Origin of the sequence: Kribbella sp. NPDC058245, from assembly GCF_042882005.1 — a bacterium.
Lineage (GTDB): Bacteria > Actinomycetota > Actinomycetes > Propionibacteriales > Kribbellaceae > Kribbella.
The window spans coordinates 166,444-182,522 of the sequence record NZ_JBHVWY010000008.1 but is presented as its reverse complement, the minus strand read 5'-3'; the positions used below and the strand labels follow the sequence as shown (position 1 = coordinate 182,522).

The following is a 16,079-nucleotide window of genomic DNA, read 5'->3' as shown; positions in this document are numbered from 1 at the left end:
GTCAAGACTGGCTCTTCTCCAGTGCTGACGAAGGACCCGGCCGCCGAGAAGAAGGCGGTCCAGGCCCTGCTGACCACGCTCGGGTGATCAGCTCGCGGTGGTAGACCCCGGCGCCCACCAGCGCCGGGGTCTTACCTCACGCGAGATAGAGCCCGACTCCGACCAATGCCGCCCAGGTGAATCCGGCCGCGAGCAGGACCCGATCCTGGAAGATCTGGTGCTCCGGCCGGTCGCCACTGCCGGTGGAGACCAGCAGCGCGTAGCGAAGCAGGCCGGTCAGGAACGGCAGGAACGAGATCGCCAGCAGTTCGCGGTACACGTCCTGGCCGAGATATTGGAAGGCCCACAGGCCGTAGGAGATCGCGGCACCGAGCAGTGCGACCGTCATCACCTGGTCGAGCCATTCGGCCGGGTACGACGCCAGTACCGGCCTGCTCGCGGTTGTGCGTTCTGCCTTCCGCTTGCCGGTGACGAGGAACAGCGCACCGAACAGGGAGACCAGGAGGAACCAGTGCGACACCGGGAGGCCGGTAGCGACGCCGCCCGCAGCCGCACGGAGGACGAATCCGAGCGCAACCAGGATCAGGTCGATCACCGCGACGTGCTTCAGCCCCAAGACATAGAGCAACTGTGCCACCAGGTAGGCGGCCCCAAGCGCGAGCGTGGCAGGTCCGAGAGACGCTGTGATCGCGAGCCCCCACAGAGCTGCGATCACTCCGAAGATCACGGCGGTGGACGGAGTCACGACGCCGGCCGCGACCGGACGCAGCCGTTTCCGCGGGTGCCGACGATCGTCTGGCGCGTCGCGGATGTCGTTGAACGCGTAGATCGCCACCGCGAGCAGCGTGAACCCGACGGCCGCGATCGCAGCGCGCAGTACGACCTGCGGTGCTTCCAAGGCCCCTGCGGCGGCCGGAGCGGCGAACAGCATCAGCGCCTTGTGCCACTGCTGCGGACGGCTCAGTCGCAGCAGACCGGTCCCGAGGCCGACCGGCTGGGCGACTGCCGGCGCACGGAGTCCAGTCATCGCGTCACGACGTAGAAGAAGTCGCGCTGGTCGTCGACCAGGTAGCGATCCGCAGGTGAGTTCATCGACTGGAGCAGGCGCTTGCTGATCACACCGCCGCGTCCGGGTTGCTCGATGTCGAAGCTCACCATCGTTGCGTGGATGTCGAGCTCCATGCCCTGCTGGATCCCTGCCTGGTGCATCGCATTCGCCAGACTCGCCAAGGTCAGCCCGTTGCCGGCGACATAGGTCAGGTTGCCGTGAGCATCGGTTCCGAGCCCGGATCGCCAGGTGTACTGGAACTGGCTCCGGACACTCCCCCAGCGTCCGTTGGCGTTCGCGGTCAATCCGTCCACGATCTTCCCGTCGACGATCACCGGATCGAGGTTCTGGCGGACTGCCACCACATCCGCGCTCATCCGCAGGTTCTGCCCCCAGACTCCGACCTGCGCCGTACCGTCGCGGTGGATCACCACGGACGCCCGGCCGTCGACCAGCGGCACGGCGGCGTTGCCGGTCGTCCACCAGCCGCCGTGCGAGTCCTTCATCTTGAACCCGGCGTTGAAGGTGGCGATCAGCTTGCTCCGATCCGCGGCCGGCACCGAGTATCCGTTCGCCGACGACATTCCCACGACCGGCTCCCGCGTCCCCGGCATCAGCACCAGCCGGGTCCCGGACTGCGGGATCACGGCCGCACCGACCGAGACCGGAAGGTGCGCCGGGTCCGGCCGGAACCATGTTGCCCACAGCAACGGCTTGCCGCTCGCCGTACGGCGGGCGACCGTCCAGGCGCCTTCGTGCGGCAGTGCCGCCGTACCGGGTAGCAACTGGACGGTCGGCAGGTTCGAGGGCCGCGCCGGTGGGGCCGCCGTCGTCACATCCGCTGGTACGCCGGTGCTCGGCGGCTGCTGATGGGTGTACTTCCAGGTCTCGATGGTGTCGATGATCTTTCCGCCGCCGTGATCGCGGAGCCACTCGACCGTCCGGACCGCGAAGGTCGCACTGCCCGGATACAGCAGAGCCCGGACGTACGACACGACCGGAACCACGAGCAACAGGCAGCAGATCAAGGCGATCCAGCGCTTGCGGATCCGGCGCCGGCGTTTGGTTGCGTTCTGCTTCATGGTCTCAGTAGAGCGAGGAGCCGCTGAGAGGATCCGGAGAACGTTCATCGCCAGCCCACCGGCAGCAACCGCCGCGGGACGAGTCCAAGGATCCGCACCGCGACACCCATCCCCCATGGCACCCACACCACCGTACGGCGGCCGCGCAGCGCCCGCCGTACCCGCTTTGCAACCTGTTGCGGCGTCGTCGCCAGCGGCGGCTTCGCGAGCCCGTCGGTCATCCGTGTGCCGACGAACCCCGGCCGGACGACGACCACCCTGGCCTCGGATTGGCGAGCCAGCAGGAGCGCTGCCGAGTCGGCGAGCTGCTTCCCGAGCGAGTATGCATCGATCGACGGACGCGGGCGAACGGCTGCCGCCGACGAGACGAGGACCACCTGTTTCGCGCCGCGCTGCGCGAGCGTGCGCAGCAGCAAGGCGACCGACAATCCGTTGACGACGATGCCCTCGGAGTACGACGCAGACGTCATCGCGCCGACCGCGACGATCGCCAGATCGAGCGGCTGGTCGAGGCCGTCCAGCTCGGCGGTCGGCAGCGTGGCGTCGTACTGGGTCGTCGTCACGTCGAACCCAGCAGCCCGTAGCTTCTCCGCATTCGTCCAGAGCTCAACGCTCGCACGGCCCGCCAGTACGACGCGGCGCGGCGGCGGACCGAGCAACTCCAGCAGCACCGCCATGCCGATCTCGGACGACCCACCGACCAGCAAAGCAGTCACGGCACGAGGTCCAGACGCTCGGCCAACGCAGACGTCCAGCGACCGACCGGATCGAGGCGGGCCCTGGTCTCCCGCCAGGTAGCCAGCCGTGGATACATCTGTGGGATCAGCGCTGGATCGACGACGGCGTCCTTGGCCAGATAGACCCGGCCACCGGCGTCGGCCACCAACGCGTCGATCGGCCGCAACAGCTTCGGATCCCCCAGCCAGCGAGCCGGCAGATCTAGCGCGAGCGTCCAGCCCGGAACCGGGAAAGACAGCGGTCCAGCATTTCCGAAGCCGAAGCTCTTCAACGTCACGAGCGCAGGCGTCAGTCGACGGGCAGCTAAGAAATGCAGTACGTCCTGGATCGCAGCTTCCCGATCCGGCGGTACAGCGAGTTGGTACTGCACCAATCCCCCGCGCCCGAACGCGGCCGGCCACGACTCGACGCCGTCCAATGGACAGAGCGCCGTAGCCAACGGAACCAGCCGTGCATTGGCCGGACGGCTCAGCCACCAGCGCGCGGTCGACGCGGCACCGATCGTCCGACGCGAAACGACGCCGGGTCCGGGCAAAGATGATCTGGGGGCGCCGGCTCGCATCCGGCGTTCGGGGTAGGGCGCCACCGAGCCGGGGAGGTCTCGGGACGAAGCCGGCCGGAATTCGTCGATGATGCCGCGCCCCAGCGCACCTTTCGCCGCCCTGCCGTCAAGCCAAGCAATGACATGGCGGTCCGGATCGATCTCCTGCCAGCCGCTCAGCGTTCGCAGCGCCTCCAGCGTGCCCTCGAGCGAGCGCGTGCGCCGGCGGTTCTGAATCGCCCACCCCGTCTCGACCCTCTGCAGCTGAATCGCCGCGCGCACCGTGACGCCGGTCAGGCCCATGCCACCGATGGTCGCCCAGAAGCCATCCGGGTCCTGGTTCGCAGACAGCCGCGTGACGGTCCCGTCGGACCGCAGCAGATCGAGCCACAACACATGGTGACCGAACGAGCCTGCCCCCGGATGGTTCTTGCCGTGGACATCGGAGGCGATCGCGCCGCCGATTGTGATCCGCTCGGTCCCCGGGATCACCGGCAACAGCCAGCCGAGCCGCAGCGTCCGCTCGATGATCTCCTTCAGCAAGACACCGCCCTCGGCGATCACCAGGCCGGTGTTCCGATCGAAGGACAGGATCTGGTTCCGGCCGGTCATATCCAGTACAACGCCCGCGCCGGGCAGCGCGGCATCGCCGTAGCTCTTGCCCGCCCCACGCACCGTCACCGCAGGCTCATTGCGCACCAACTCGGCCAGCGCGTCGGTGGACGCGGGCCGCAGGACTCGGCTCCGCTTACGCGCTGTCCGGCCCCAGCCAGCCAACTCCGTGTCTTCAGCGCTCATAAGGCCGACGCTAGATGTGGCGTACTGAGAGCACGCTGAGCCTGGTAGGCGTCCAGATGATCCGCGACCACCTGATCCCAGACCATCGCCGGATCGGTCCGGAGATTGTGTTCGGAGATCCGGGAGAGCAGGTCCGGGTCGGTCAGCAGCATCGCGGTCGTGTCCGCCATCTCGCGATCGCTGCCGACGAGATAGCCCTCGATGCCGGGCCGGATGAACTCGCGCACTCCCCCGGACGCCATCGCCACCACCGGGAGACCCGCCGAACGAGCCTCGAGCGCCGCGATACCGAACGATTCCAGCCCCGCTGGAGCCAGGTAGACGTCGGCGGCCGCGTAGAGCTGCCGGATCTCGAACCGGCTCAGGCGCCCCGGCAGCTCGACCCAGCCGGCCAAGCCGCGCCGCCGCAGCTCGCCGACCAAGGCCGCCTCCTGATTGCCCTCGCCTGCGATGACCGCGCGTAACGGCACCTCCGCCGGGACGGCCTCGCGCACTCGTTCGAGTATCTGGAGCAGCGCCAGGGGCCGCTTCCGCCGAGTGAGGCGCATCGTGCTGACGACCGTGCGGGCTTGGTGTGAAAGGCGCAACTGCTGCCACTGCGCCGGATCGATTCCGTTGTGCAGGATCCCGACCGAGCGCCCGGGTAGTGCAGACCGCAGTACGTCGGCCACGACCTCGCTCACCGCGGTCCAGCGTGCCGTACCGACGTACCGGTCGAGGCGCGCGATCGGCCAGGGGATCGACGCGCTCGGCAGCGAGTGCAACGTGATCAGCGGCACCTCGGCAACCCGAGCGGCTCGCCAAGCCAACGGCGAGAAGATCGACGTGTGCGCATGGACGACATCGAAGTCGCGCACTGCTCTGATTGCTGACGGTCGCGGAATGGCCGGGAGGCGGACGACGCCGACCGCGGAAGGTTCGGCCGGGCCCGGCGTCGTGGTGAACACCGTGACCTCGTGGCCCGCCTGGTTCAGCTGAACCGCCAGATCGTGGACGTGGAGCTCGATCCCACCCAGTCGTGGCAGGTAGCAGTCACTGACGAGCGCGATTCTCATGAGACCGCCTCGCGCGTCGCACGCCGGCTGAACAGCCAACCGGCCAGCAGCACGCCACCGACCGGGATCTCCAGCAGATAGGTGAATCCGCGGAACAGCAGCAGTCCGGCCGCCACACTGGCCGGTGCGCCGCCAAGAGCGACCAGCGCCGCCGTCGTACCGACCTCGACCACGCCCGCGCTGCCCGGTGTGATCGGCACCAGCGTCAGCAGCCGCTCGACCGCCAAAGCCGTGAACAGCACCGGCATCGCGAGGGGCGCGCCCACGAGGGCGAAACACAACCACAGCAGAGCGAGCTGTAACGCGAGGTAGCCCACCATCCCACCGGTCATCGGACGCCATCCACCGCGCAACACGTCCAGAATCGTGCGCCGTACGGCGGGCAGCCGGTCCGTCAACCGCAAACGCGGGACCACTCTGCCGAGTGCTGCCCCGACTTTCCCGGCCGCGGACTCACGAGCCAGCACCCAGATCATCAACGCGACGACGACCGGAACCGGAATGAACAGCAAACTCGCCGGCCCGAACGCCGAGGCACTGTGCAGCCACGGGATCAGCGCGAGCGCTCCCGCGATCACGGCCAGCTTCGACACGATGTTGAGCAAGGTCGTGACCGCGATGAATCCGCTGAAGGCGCCGGCGCTGAAACCCCAGCCCCTGATCATCGTGAAGTTCAGCCCGGTCCCGGCCGCCCCGCCGAGCGGCAGGACGTTCGCGACCGCGCTCCCGGTCAAGCTGAGCGTCAGCGCCCGCCGATTCGTCAAGCCCGGCAGCGATGCGGCCAATGCGTACGTGTGCGCCCAGAGCCCGGCGATCCAGATCACAGTGAGCGCGATCAGATCGCCTGGTGTCAGCCGGCCGAGGATGCCGCCGACCTCGTTCCAGGTCGCGCCCACCACCCGCGGTATCAGTACCACGAGCGCAACCGTCGCCAGCCCGGTCACTACCGAGATGAACACCCGCCTACGTCCCATCTCCCCAGAGTGGAAGCACGTCGCTGAGGCGCCGCTGAGAGCGACTCGGCGAAACCTCCAGGGCGTGGCACTCTCGGACCATGGCGCCGTTCACCCTTGTTGCCTTCCACGCCCATCCGGACGACGAAGCCTTGCTGATGGGCGGAACCCTCGCGCGACTCGCCGCCGAGGGACACCGCGTCGTGCTCGCAGTCGCGACCGACGGCGAGGCGGGCGCCGCAGCCTCGCCGTACCGGGCCGGCAGTGGTTTGGGCTGGCACCGGCGCGACGAGCTGGATCGCTCCGCTGCCGCGCTCGGGTGCGCCCGCGTCGTCCGGTTCGGCTTTCCGGATTCGGGATCGGCGGGCACTGCGCCGAAGGGGTCCTTCAGCCGGTTGCCGGTGAGCGAGGCAGCAGCGCCGCTGATCGAGCTGTTGAGGTCTGAGGGAGCCGACGCGCTGACGATCTACGACCCGGCCGGCGGCTACGGCCACCCCGATCATCAGCAGGTGCACACCGTGGGCGTGTACGCCGCACAACAGGCCGGTACGCCGTTGGTGCTCGAGGCAACGATCGACCGCCGGCTGATCCAGCGGCTCATCCGGATCGTCGAGGCCATTCCCGGCGTACTGCCGCAGGTTCGGGCAGCGGCCTACGACACGGCATACTCGGACTCCGCCACGATCACCCACCGCGTTGACGTCCGCGCGTACGCGGGTCAGAAACGCCGAGCCCTCCAGGCTCACGCCAGTCAGGCCAGCGCCGAATCCGGGCAGCGAACCGTGGGGGTGCTGCTCAAACTCCCGCGCTGGCTGTTCCGCAGGATGCTCGGCCACGAGTGGTACGTCGAACACGGCCGGCCACCCGGCACGCCGCTCGACGACCTCTTCGCCACCCTGCGAACTTCCTAGCTCTGCCAAGATGGATACCGAGCGGGAAGGACGGTGTGCGGTGCCGGTACGGGGAACGGTCGTCGGGCGATTGCGTCGATCCAGTGTGCGCAGCCGGTCGACCGCGGCGGCTGTTGTCGTGGTGGCCGTCGCGATGGCTCTCGGCGCCGCAGTACTACTGCTCCTGCTCCAGCGCGCCCTGATCACTGGAGTCTCCGACGCCGCCGACGCCCGCAGCACCGAGGTCGTCGGGCAGGTCGGTGAGGAGGGCGTCAAGGGACTCAGCGCGGAGCTGGGCGAAACGACGCGACAAAGCCAACTGGTTCAGGTGATCGACGCCACCGGACACGTCGTCGCGGCCTCGTCCAGCCGCGTGGACACCCAGCCGCTGACCACACTGCGCCCAGCACCGGGGGTGATCGAACGTTCCGAGGTCGGGCGGATGCCGTTGCTCGACGAGGACGGCTACCTGATCGTTGCCCAGGGCGCCGAGTACGGCGGTCAGCGATACGTCGTCGTGGTTGCGTCGTCGGTCGAGACCCAGCGCGAGACAGTCACCACGGTGACGAAGTACCTGCTCGTCGGCTTCCCGATCCTGCTGGTCGTCGTGGGAGTGGCCGGCTGGTTCCTGGCCGGGCAGGCACTCGGACCGGTCGAGCGGATCCGGAGGCGCGTCCAGGGCATCGGGGCCGGTGACCTGGGTGAGCGTGTGCCGGTGCCGGAGACGCAGGACGAGATCGCCAAGCTGGCCGCAACCATGAACGAGATGCTCGACCGGCTCCAAGCGGGCCAGGCGACCCAGCGCCGTTTCGTCGCCGATGCCAGCCACGAACTGCGGTCTCCATTGGCCACTCTGACCGCGGCGCTGGAGGTTGCCGAGGCGGATCCGACCGGACGGGCCTGGCAGGAGCTCAGTCAGCTGATGGGTGCCGAGACCGAGCGGATGGGCCGGCTGGTCGAGGACCTGCTCCTGCTCGCCAAGGCCGACGACGCCGGTCTGCGGATGCAACGCACCGATGTGGATCTGGACGATCTGGTCGAGGCCGAGGTTCAGCGACTCCGTGGCTCCGCTCCCGATCTCACCGTCACCGGCGACATCCATCCCGTCCGGATCAGCGGCGATCCCGCGCGGCTCAGCCAGCTCATCCGCAATCTGGTCGACAACGCGGCCCGCGCGGCGCACTCCACCGTACGGTTGACCGCGAGCGAGGCGGACGGAGCCGCCGTACTGACTGTGGAGGACGACGGCGACGGCATCCCCGAGGGGGACCGGCAACGAGTCTTCGAGCGTTTCGTGCGCCTGGACAGCAGCCGTGCGCGGACCAGCGGCGGCTCCGGGCTGGGGCTTTCGATCGTGCAGGAGATCACCAAGGCGCACGGTGGCTCGATCACGCTGACGCCGCGCGCGGGCGGGGGTACGACGGCAACGGTCACGCTCCCGAGGCAGTGATCAGCCGCGTCACTCAGTTGGTTCTCAGCGACCGCAGACCACACTGGCTGGTATGCGGGTACTGATCGTGGAGGACGGCGAGTACGACCAGACCGACGCGTTCGACCTCGGGGCCGACGACTACCTGACCAAGCCGTTCAGCTTCCTGATCCTGGTCGCCCGCCTCCGCGCGCTGATCCGGCGCGGCGGCCCGGAGCGGCTGACATGAGCAGAGCGCGCATCGCCACCGGGGTGGTCGCTGTCGGCATCGGCGCGGCGGCCTTCGCCGGGCTGGCCGATGCGGCCACCGAAGGCGACGACCTGGCCGCGTTCGACCCGCACCTGACCGGCACCTTCGTCAGCCACCGGATCGACGAGCTCACGCCCCTGGTCCGGGCCATCACCTTCCTCGGTGAGATCCCTGTCCTGACCGGCCTGACCATCATCGCGGCCCTGATCCTGCGGGCCGGCACTCATCGGTGGCGGCCCGCCCTCATTCTCATCGTCGGCATGCTCGGCGCCGCCGGGCTGACCTACGGGTTCAAGGTCCTGATCGGCCGCCACCGTCCCGATTCCTCCATCGTCGTCGGGACGGTCAGCACCGGGTTCTCGTTTCCCTCCGGCCACAGCCTCAGCTCGCTGGTGTTCTTCTCCCTGCTCGCGGCACTGCTCTGGTACTCGAACGCTTTCCTCGTCACCAAGCTCGCGGGCACCGCGCTAGCCCTGCTGCTCAGCGCGGCGGTCGGTCTCAGCCGCGTCTATCTCGGTTACCACTGGGCGACCGACGTACTGGCCGGCTGGACGCTCGCCCTCACCTGGCTGGCACTCCTCGCAACAGTCCTCGGCGTGATCAGGCTGTGGCGCGAGCCTTCCGATGCTTCACGAACTCGACAGCCAGCGGAATCAGCGAGACGAGCACAATCAGGGCGATGATCGGGAGCAGGTAGTGATCGACGTTCGGGATCCGGCTGCCGAGCGCGTGACCGGCCAGGATCAGCCCGACCGTCCACACCACTCCTCCCACGATCTGCCACCGCGTGAACACCTTGGCATCAACCCGCAGCGCCCCGGCCAACGGGTTCATCACCGTCCGCACTCCAGGGATGAACCGCGCCAGGACGACGGCCCTGCCTGCGCCGTACGACTCGAGATGCTGGGCGGCACGCTCAGCCGGCCGCGACAACCGCGGCCGATCGACCAGCGCAGGCCCAGCCTTCCGACCGATCAGGTACCCGACCTGTGCCCCGGCCAACGCACCCAGCGGAGCCAAGATCAGCGTCTGCGTCAACGACAGCTGTACGGCGGTGGTCGTCAGTAGGCCCGCCGTGAACAGCAGCGAGTCGCCAGGCAGCACAATGCCGACCAGCAGTCCGGTCTCGGCGAACATGACCAGTAACACCGCCCACGGGCCGAGATGGGTCAGCAAACTCTGAGGGTCCAACGGGTTCATCGCCACAGCTCCGGATCGCAAAGTCGGTAAGACGATCCGAATCTAGAACTCACCCGCTGAGAGCACGCTGAGAATCACTCCGGCCGAGGTCCGGCGTCAGCCATCCAAAGGTCGTGGGTCGCGAGCTCACGAGGACCAGCCGGCCGCCGACCGACTCCGCGAGGTTGCGGGCCAGCGACAATCCGATCCCAGGGCCTGCTGCCCCGGAGGTCCCGCGCCGGAACAGCTCACGGGCGCCGACAACAACGGCGCCCTCGTCCGACACATCGATCGCAATGGCACCCAGTGCGTCCCGCGCCTTGACCGAGACCGTGCCGCGGCCGTGCGTCCTCGCGTTGTCGATCAGTACGTCGAGGATCTGCCGGCAGGCGGTCTGCTGCACGGCCCGCGGCCCGACCGATGATTCGATCGTGAACTCGATGCGCCGACCGGCGTCGGCGAGGAGACCGTGCCATCGGTGCCTTGCCGCTGCGAACGCCTCGGTTACGGTCGTGACCGGCCCGCTCGGTGACGACAGTCTGGACAGGGCAAGAACCTCGTCGACCGTCCGCTGCAGTTCGTCGGTGCGCTGGAGCGCGTCGACGATCGCTTCCCGAGCATCCGCGGACTGCGCGGTCTCCAGCACGAGTCGCAGCCCGGCGAGCGGCGTACGGAGTTGATGGGCCGCGTCGCTGGAGAAGTGCCGCTCATGATCGAGTACGTCGGTCAGCCGGTCGAGCATGGCGTTCTGGGCTCGGGCCACGAGGTCGATCTCCGTAACCCCGCTCAGCCCGGCGCGCGGGAACAGGTCACCCGCCGCGATCGCACTCGATACCTCGGCCAAGGACTCGAGTGGAGCACTCAGGCGTCGAGCCTGCCACGCCGCCACGACGGCCCCGACGAGAAGCGCCAGAGCGGCCACTCCCACGATCGCGAGCCAGCTGAGCAGGATCCTGGTCCAGACCTCGCTCACGGGAGACGCCGTACGGACGACTCCGACGACCTGCTCGGACGCGGCGATCGGAACCACGACCACGAGGTTTCCGTTGATCTGGCCTTGCGTCACCCGGCCGGCCAATGCGCCGCGGGTCAGCTCGTCGGCCGTCGACGGCCCGTTGCCTGCGCGGAGTCGAAGGGACCGGTCGTAGACCGCGGTCTGCCCGTCGGTCGCCGGTGGCGGCAGTTCGACTGGATCGGCCGCGCTGAAGTCCGGCGCCACCTGAACGGCAGTGGCCAGCGCGGCACGCTCCAGCTCGGTGCGTTCGTCGGTGAAGTAGGCGAACTTGATCCCGATCGCGAACGGCACCGCGAGCAGCACCAAAGACACCGCGACCGCCGCCGACGCGACTCTGCTGATCCGGCGCCTCATCACGCCATCATCCGCCCTCCAGGCCGGGTCTCCGCGAAAGTTTTGCCGTCCTCTAACCGGCAGCGGGGTCGGTGTTTGCCTGCCGCTTCCTAGCGTCGTGAGCAAGCCCCGAAATCTGGAGATGACCGATGAATCGCTCGTACCTGCTCGCTGTCCCGCTCGCGACCGCCGCACTGGTGGCCGGCTGCAGTGGCTCGGGCTCTGCCACGCCGAGTCCTTCGGTGCCGGAAGCAACCACATCCAGCGCACCACCCACGACTGCGCCCTCCACCCCACAGCCGAGCACCACCGCGCCACCCAAGCCGGTCGCCACCGAGTCCAACCCGCCGGGTGACATCCCCGACAACCAGGCGTTCGTCGCCTTCCAAGGCGCCGGGTTCTCGGTGAAGGTGCCGGAGGGCTGGGCCCGCAGTACGGCGGGCAAGGTCACGTCCTTCACCGACAAGCTGAACCGGATCGAGATCGCACCGGCGAGCTCGGCGACCGCCGCCACGCCGCAGACGGTCACGAGCCAGGTCGTGCCGCAGCTCCAGCGCAGCGTGCCGAAGTTTTCGCTGGGCAAGGTCAGCCAGGTCGACCGTGCCGCCGGTGCTGCGGTGCTGCTCACCTATCAGGGCGATTCCAGCGCTGATCCGGTGACGGGCAAGGTCGTCCGGGACGCGTTCGAACGCTATGCCTTCCACCACGGCGGCCTCGAGCTCGTTCTCACGCTGTCCGGACCGACCAACGCCGACAACGTCGACCCCTGGAAGATCGTCTCGGACTCGGTCCGGTGGAAGTGATGGACGCACTGCGCTGTCATGACCTGTACCGCTTCTTCCGGGCCGGCGACGAGGAGACCCTCGCGCTGCGCGGCGTGAATCTGCACGTGGCTCAGGGCGAGACCGTCGCGGTGATCGGTCCCTCGGGCTCCGGGAAGTCGACCCTGCTCAGCTGCGTGACCGGCATCGACGAACCAGCCGGTGGCTCGGTCGTCATCGGCGGCGAACGGATCAGCCACCGCCCCGAGGCTCAGCGCGCGAAGATCCGGGCCCGTCGCCTCGGCGTCCTCCTGCAGTCGGGCAACCTGCTCCCCCACCTGTCCCTGCAGGCCAACCTCCGGCTGGCGCGCTCCGCCGTACGACGTGCGCCCGGCGACTCGACCGCGGATCTGCTCGAACAGGTCGGGCTCGGCGACCGCGGGCACGCGCTGGCCTCCGAACTGTCCGGTGGTGAACTGGCGCGGGCCGGGCTGGCCGTTGCCTTGAGCAATGACCCCGACGTTCTCGTCGCGGACGAACCGACCGGTGAACTGGACGGCCGGACCGAGGAGCTCGTCCTCGAACTCCTGCGCGGCCGGGCCGCCAGCGGCCGCGGAGTCCTGGTCGTCACGCACAGCGTGGCCGTGACAAAGATCGCCGACCGCGTGATCACGCTGTCCAACGGAAGGATCGTCGAATGACGCTGGTGCGATGCTCCGAGGTGTCCCGCACTTTCGGCCACGGCGACCGGGCAGTCGTCGCGGTGCACGGTTGCAGCTGCGCGGTCGAAGCCGGTGCCCGGATCGCGATCACCGGTCCCTCGGGTTCCGGCAAGTCCAGCCTTCTCCATCTCCTGGCCGGTCTCGAACGGCCGACAAGCGGTTCGGTGGACTGGCCCGAGTTCGGCGTCGATGCTTCGGCTCGATCACGCGACATCGCCGTGGTGTTCCAGGGGACAAGCCTGCTGCCGGCTCTCGACGTACTGGAGAACACCGCGCTGGCCGCCGTACTGACCGGGACTGACGAGGCGGAAGCCACGCCGCGAGCGTCAGTGGCGCTCGCGGCGGTGGGACTCAGCGGGTACGCCGGGCAACTGGCGGACACCTTGTCCGGCGGCCAGGCACAGCGAGTCGCGGTCGCCCGTGCCATGACGTTGCGACCACGCCTGATCCTGGCCGACGAACCGACAGGACAGCTGGACGCGGAGACCGGCGTACAGGTTCTCGATGCGCTGCTCACGGCCGCGGACGAGACAGGCGCTGCGCTTGTGGTGACTACGCACGACCCGGTGATCGCCGGGCGGCTGGATGAGCGGTGGGCGATGGACGACGGACGGCTGCTCGTGACGGCTCGGGACGGTGTCGCATGATCGGCCTCTGGCTCGCCGGCCTCGCGCGCCGCCGGACCGGACGACTGCTCGCGACCGCTGCCGGCGTTGGCCTGTCGGTCGCGTTGATCGCCGTACTGGGGAGCTTCCTGACGTCGTCCAAGGCCACGATGACGACTCGGGCGACGAGCTCGGTGGCGGTCGACTGGCAGGTGGAGGTGCAGGCCGATGGTGATCCGGCGGCCGTCCTGCAGACAGTTCGCAGTGCGCCGGGAGTGGCGGTCGCGTCGTCGGTTGGCTTCGGCCGGACCACGGGGTTCGAGGCGTCGCTGGCCGGATCGACTCAGACCACGGGCCCGGGCGTAGTACTCGGCTTGCCGGACGACTACCAGCGATCGTTTCCGGGCGAGATCAGGCCTCTGACCGGCCGGGCCGACGGCGTACTGCTGGCGCAGCAGACGGCCGCCAACCTGCATGCATCGCCCGGCGACACGATCTCAGTCGGCCGGCCAGGGCTCGCGGCGGTCAAGGTGCGCATCGACGGGGTTGTCGACCTACCGCAGGCGGATTCCCTGTTCCAGAAGGTTGGAGCGCCGCCACAGTCGCAGCCGTCAGCTCCACCGGACAACGTTCTGCTGCTTCCCAGGAAGCTCTTCGACCAGCTGATCGCGCCGATCGGCGCCTCCGATCCGGCTGCGCTCACGACTCAGATCCATGTCCGCCGCAACGCCGTGCTGCCCGCTGACCCGGCCTCGGCGTACACCACCGTGGTCGGTGCCGCGCACAATCTCGAGGCAGCGTTATCGGGCGCCGCGCTGGTTGGGAACAACCTTGGGGCTGCCCTGGACGCGGCTCGCGGCGACGCGTCGTACGCACAGATCTTGTTCCTGTTCCTCGGTGTGCCGGGCGCTGTCCTGGCTGCGTTACTGACAGCGGCTGTCGCGGGTTCAGGCGCCGCGCGTCGGCGACGTGAGCAGGCGCTGCTTCGGGTTCGTGGGCTGGGGATTCCTCAGGTGATGCGGCTGGCGGCCGTGGAGGCCGCGCTGGTCGGGATCATCGGCGGACTCCTGGGGATCGCGGCGGCCGCGATCGTCGGGCGCGTCAGCTTCGGTGGTACGACGACCCTTGCGTGGTCCGGGATCGCCGTTGCCGCGGGGCTCGTGGTCGCGGGACTGACCGTCCTCGTGCCGGCCTGGCGGGACGTCCGGTTCAGTACCGTGGCGACGGCACGCCGTCAGGTGAGCGCCGTCCGCAACCCGTTGTGGATGCGGTTCGGTCTGGACTTCGTCTGCCTGCTTGTTGCCCTGCTCGTTTTCCGGGCCTCGAGCAACAATAACTACTCGCTGGTCCTCGCGCCCGAAGGCGTTCCGGCAATCTCGGTGTCGTACTGGGCGTTCTTCGGGCCGGCCCTGCTCTGGGTCGGCGCCGCCTCACTGTTGTGGCGCCTCGCCTCCCTCGCGCTCGCGCACGGCAGGCGGCCGCTGGCCGCGTTGGTGCGGCCGTTGACCGGGCAGCTGGCTGGGACAACGGCTGCCGGGATGTCGCGCCAGCGCGGCCCGTTGATCCGGTCGATCGTGCTGCTCGGACTGGCGGTTTCGTTCGCGGTGTCGACCGCGACGTTCAACGCGACCTACCGTCAGCAGGCCGAGGTCGACGCGCTGGTCACCAACGGCGCCGACGTCACCGTGACCGAGTCGCCGGGCACGAACGTCGGCCCAGAGGCGGCGAGCACACTGGCTGCGCTTCCCGGCGTACAGGGGGTTGAGCCGTTGCAGCACAGGTTCGCGTATGTCGGCTCGGACCTGCAGGATCTGTACGGCGTCCGCCCGGCGACGATCATCGGTGCGACGGCTCTGCAGGACGCCTACTTCGTGGGCGGCACAGCTCGGCAGCTGATGACCACGTTGGCGCAGCAACCTGACTCGATCCTGGTCAGCGACGAGACCGTCAAGGACTTCCAGCTCTCCCCCGGTGATCTGCTGCGACTGCGCTTGCAGGACAGCCGAACCAAGGCGTTCCGTACGGTGGCCTTCCATTACGCGGGGATCGTCAAGGAGTTCCCGACCGCGCCGCACGACAGCTTCTTCGTGGCCAACGCCGACTATGTCGCCCGGGCGACCGGGAACGCCACCGTCGGCGCATTCCTGCTCGACACCGGCGGCAAGAACCAGGCCGCGGTCGCTGGAGGCGCTCGGCAGCAGCTGGGCAACTCGGCGACCGTGACGGACCTGACCCAGATCCGGGCGCGGGTCGGCTCCAGTCTGACCTCGGTCGATCTGGCCGGGCTGACCCGGTTCGAGCTGACCTTCGCGGTCTTGCTCGCAGCTGGTGCCGGCGGGCTGGTGCTCGCACTCGGGCTGGCTGAGCGTCGCCGTACCTTCGCCATCGTCACCGTGCTCGGTGCCGGGCGACGTCAGCTCCGCGGGCTGGTGCTGAGCGAGGCCATCGCCGTGACGCTTGGCGGCCTGATCGGTGGTGCGCTGACTGCCTGGGCGCTGGCAGCCATGCTGATCAAGGTGCTGACCGGCGTCTTCGATCCCCCGCCCTCGACGACCGCCGTCCCGTGGACCTACCTGGTCGTCACCCTGGTGGTCGCGGTCGGCGCGATTCTCGCCGGGAGCCTGCTGAGCGCTCGCGGTACGACCAGACCGGCGGTCGAGGAGCTGCGCGAGCTCTGAGA

At 68.9% G+C, this 16,079-nt stretch carries 15 protein-coding genes and 1 pseudogene; 8 read left to right on the top strand and 8 right to left on the bottom strand.

What is annotated here, in order from left to right:
* Window positions 1–136 precede the first annotated feature (136 nt).
* The 6 genes from ACFVWG_RS20530 to ACFVWG_RS20505 are packed head-to-tail and all read right to left on the bottom strand — an operon-like array spanning window position 137 to window position 6,236.
* Window positions 137–1,027 carry a decaprenyl-phosphate phosphoribosyltransferase gene (locus tag ACFVWG_RS20530; protein ID WP_391544921.1) on the bottom strand — a complete coding sequence of 297 codons (891 nt, stop codon included), beginning with the start codon at window positions 1,025–1,027 and terminating at the stop codon, window positions 137–139.
* On the bottom strand, window positions 1,024–2,130 hold the full coding sequence (locus tag ACFVWG_RS20525; RefSeq protein ID WP_391544920.1) for a phosphodiester glycosidase family protein: 1,107 nt from the start codon (window positions 2,128–2,130) through the stop codon (window positions 1,024–1,026). Before ACFVWG_RS20525 ends, ACFVWG_RS20530 begins: the two co-directional genes overlap by 4 nt.
* A 44-nt stretch (window positions 2,131–2,174) precedes the next feature.
* Entirely contained in the window at window positions 2,175–2,846 is a 672-nt protein-coding gene (locus tag ACFVWG_RS20520; protein WP_391544919.1) for an SDR family NAD(P)-dependent oxidoreductase, read from the bottom strand.
* Window positions 2,843–4,207 (bottom strand): FAD-binding protein, encoded by a 1,365-nt coding sequence (locus tag ACFVWG_RS20515; RefSeq protein ID WP_391544918.1) that lies wholly within the window; start codon window positions 4,205–4,207, stop codon window positions 2,843–2,845. The genes ACFVWG_RS20520 and ACFVWG_RS20515 overlap by 4 nt, the downstream gene beginning before the upstream one ends.
* Complete coding sequence (locus ACFVWG_RS20510) at window positions 4,204–5,262, bottom strand: glycosyltransferase family 4 protein (protein ID WP_391544917.1); 1,059 nt, start codon at window positions 5,260–5,262, stop codon at window positions 4,204–4,206. Before ACFVWG_RS20510 ends, ACFVWG_RS20515 begins: the two co-directional genes overlap by 4 nt.
* Window positions 5,259–6,236, bottom strand: coding sequence for a YbhN family protein (locus ACFVWG_RS20505; RefSeq protein WP_391544916.1), 978 nt, complete (start codon window positions 6,234–6,236; stop codon window positions 5,259–5,261). Before ACFVWG_RS20505 ends, ACFVWG_RS20510 begins: the two co-directional genes overlap by 4 nt.
* An 80-nt stretch (window positions 6,237–6,316) precedes the next feature.
* On the opposite strand from ACFVWG_RS20505, the gene ACFVWG_RS20500 reads away from it, so the two are divergent.
* The 4 genes and pseudogenes from ACFVWG_RS20500 to ACFVWG_RS20485 all read left to right on the top strand — a co-directional run bounded on the left by ACFVWG_RS20500 (window position 6,317) and on the right by ACFVWG_RS20485 (window position 9,467).
* Entirely contained in the window at window positions 6,317–7,126 is an 810-nt protein-coding gene (locus tag ACFVWG_RS20500; RefSeq protein WP_391544915.1) for a PIG-L deacetylase family protein, read from the top strand.
* 40 nt (window positions 7,127–7,166) lie between these two features.
* Entirely contained in the window at window positions 7,167–8,555 is a 1,389-nt protein-coding gene (locus ACFVWG_RS20495; protein ID WP_391544914.1) for a sensor histidine kinase, read from the top strand.
* A 103-nt stretch (window positions 8,556–8,658) separates the two neighbouring features.
* A pseudogene (locus tag ACFVWG_RS20490) lies at window positions 8,659–8,751 on the top strand (response regulator transcription factor); the annotation flags it as partial.
* Between the two features lie 8 nt (window positions 8,752–8,759).
* A complete protein-coding gene (locus ACFVWG_RS20485; RefSeq protein WP_391544913.1) occupies window positions 8,760–9,467 on the top strand; it encodes a phosphatase PAP2 family protein in 708 nt (235 codons plus the stop codon).
* Here ACFVWG_RS20485 and ACFVWG_RS20480 read toward each other — a convergent pair.
* Both ACFVWG_RS20480 and ACFVWG_RS20475 read right to left on the bottom strand, forming a co-directional pair.
* Window positions 9,385–9,984: a DedA family protein gene (locus tag ACFVWG_RS20480; protein ID WP_391544912.1), complete on the bottom strand. Its 600-nt coding sequence runs from the start codon at window positions 9,982–9,984 to the stop codon at window positions 9,385–9,387. The two genes, ACFVWG_RS20485 and ACFVWG_RS20480, sit on opposite strands and share 83 nt — an antisense overlap.
* 49 nt (window positions 9,985–10,033) lie before the next feature.
* On the bottom strand, window positions 10,034–11,332 hold the full coding sequence (locus tag ACFVWG_RS20475; protein ID WP_391544911.1) for a sensor histidine kinase: 1,299 nt from the start codon (window positions 11,330–11,332) through the stop codon (window positions 10,034–10,036).
* Between the two features lie 128 nt (window positions 11,333–11,460).
* Between ACFVWG_RS20475 and ACFVWG_RS20470 the strand changes: the two genes are divergently transcribed.
* Genes ACFVWG_RS20470 through ACFVWG_RS20455 form a run of 4 tightly spaced genes read left to right on the top strand, consistent with a single transcriptional unit; the run spans window position 11,461 to window position 16,077 of the window.
* Window positions 11,461–12,114, top strand: a complete 654-nt coding sequence (locus ACFVWG_RS20470; RefSeq protein ID WP_391544910.1) for a hypothetical protein — start codon at window positions 11,461–11,463, stop codon at window positions 12,112–12,114.
* A complete protein-coding gene (locus tag ACFVWG_RS20465) occupies window positions 12,114–12,773 on the top strand; it encodes an ABC transporter ATP-binding protein (protein WP_391544909.1) in 660 nt (219 codons plus the stop codon). Before ACFVWG_RS20470 ends, ACFVWG_RS20465 begins: the two co-directional genes overlap by 1 nt.
* Complete coding sequence (locus ACFVWG_RS20460) at window positions 12,770–13,441, top strand: ABC transporter ATP-binding protein (RefSeq protein ID WP_391544908.1); 672 nt, start codon at window positions 12,770–12,772, stop codon at window positions 13,439–13,441. Before ACFVWG_RS20465 ends, ACFVWG_RS20460 begins: the two co-directional genes overlap by 4 nt.
* Window positions 13,438–16,077 carry an FtsX-like permease family protein gene (locus tag ACFVWG_RS20455; protein ID WP_391544907.1) on the top strand — a complete coding sequence of 880 codons (2,640 nt, stop codon included), beginning with the start codon at window positions 13,438–13,440 and terminating at the stop codon, window positions 16,075–16,077. Before ACFVWG_RS20460 ends, ACFVWG_RS20455 begins: the two co-directional genes overlap by 4 nt.
* Window positions 16,078–16,079 lie beyond the last annotated feature (2 nt).

What these genes read in the sequence shown, in the direction of transcription:
- ACFVWG_RS20530 (WP_391544921.1), bottom strand. Translation starts at nt 1,027, where the DNA reads ATGACTGGACTCCGTGCGCCGGCAGTCGCCCAGCCGGTCGGCCTCGGG.
- ACFVWG_RS20525 (WP_391544920.1), bottom strand. Translation starts at nt 2,130, where the DNA reads ATGAAGCAGAACGCAACCAAACGCCGGCGCCGGATCCGCAAGCGCTGG.
- ACFVWG_RS20515 (WP_391544918.1), bottom strand. Translation starts at nt 4,207, where the DNA reads ATGAGCGCTGAAGACACGGAGTTGGCTGGCTGGGGCCGGACAGCGCGT.
- ACFVWG_RS20510 (WP_391544917.1), bottom strand. Translation starts at nt 5,262, where the DNA reads ATGAGAATCGCGCTCGTCAGTGACTGCTACCTGCCACGACTGGGTGGG.
- ACFVWG_RS20505 (WP_391544916.1), bottom strand. Translation starts at nt 6,236, where the DNA reads ATGGGACGTAGGCGGGTGTTCATCTCGGTAGTGACCGGGCTGGCGACG.
- ACFVWG_RS20500 (WP_391544915.1), top strand. Translation starts at nt 6,317, where the DNA reads ATGGCGCCGTTCACCCTTGTTGCCTTCCACGCCCATCCGGACGACGAA.
- ACFVWG_RS20485 (WP_391544913.1), top strand. Translation starts at nt 8,760, where the DNA reads ATGAGCAGAGCGCGCATCGCCACCGGGGTGGTCGCTGTCGGCATCGGC.
- ACFVWG_RS20480 (WP_391544912.1), bottom strand. Translation starts at nt 9,984, where the DNA reads ATGAACCCGTTGGACCCTCAGAGTTTGCTGACCCATCTCGGCCCGTGG.
- ACFVWG_RS20475 (WP_391544911.1), bottom strand. Translation starts at nt 11,332, where the DNA reads ATGAGGCGCCGGATCAGCAGAGTCGCGTCGGCGGCGGTCGCGGTGTCT.
- ACFVWG_RS20470 (WP_391544910.1), top strand. Translation starts at nt 11,461, where the DNA reads ATGAATCGCTCGTACCTGCTCGCTGTCCCGCTCGCGACCGCCGCACTG.
- ACFVWG_RS20465 (WP_391544909.1), top strand. Translation starts at nt 12,114, where the DNA reads ATGGACGCACTGCGCTGTCATGACCTGTACCGCTTCTTCCGGGCCGGC.
- ACFVWG_RS20460 (WP_391544908.1), top strand. Translation starts at nt 12,770, where the DNA reads ATGACGCTGGTGCGATGCTCCGAGGTGTCCCGCACTTTCGGCCACGGC.
- ACFVWG_RS20455 (WP_391544907.1), top strand. Translation starts at nt 13,438, where the DNA reads ATGATCGGCCTCTGGCTCGCCGGCCTCGCGCGCCGCCGGACCGGACGA.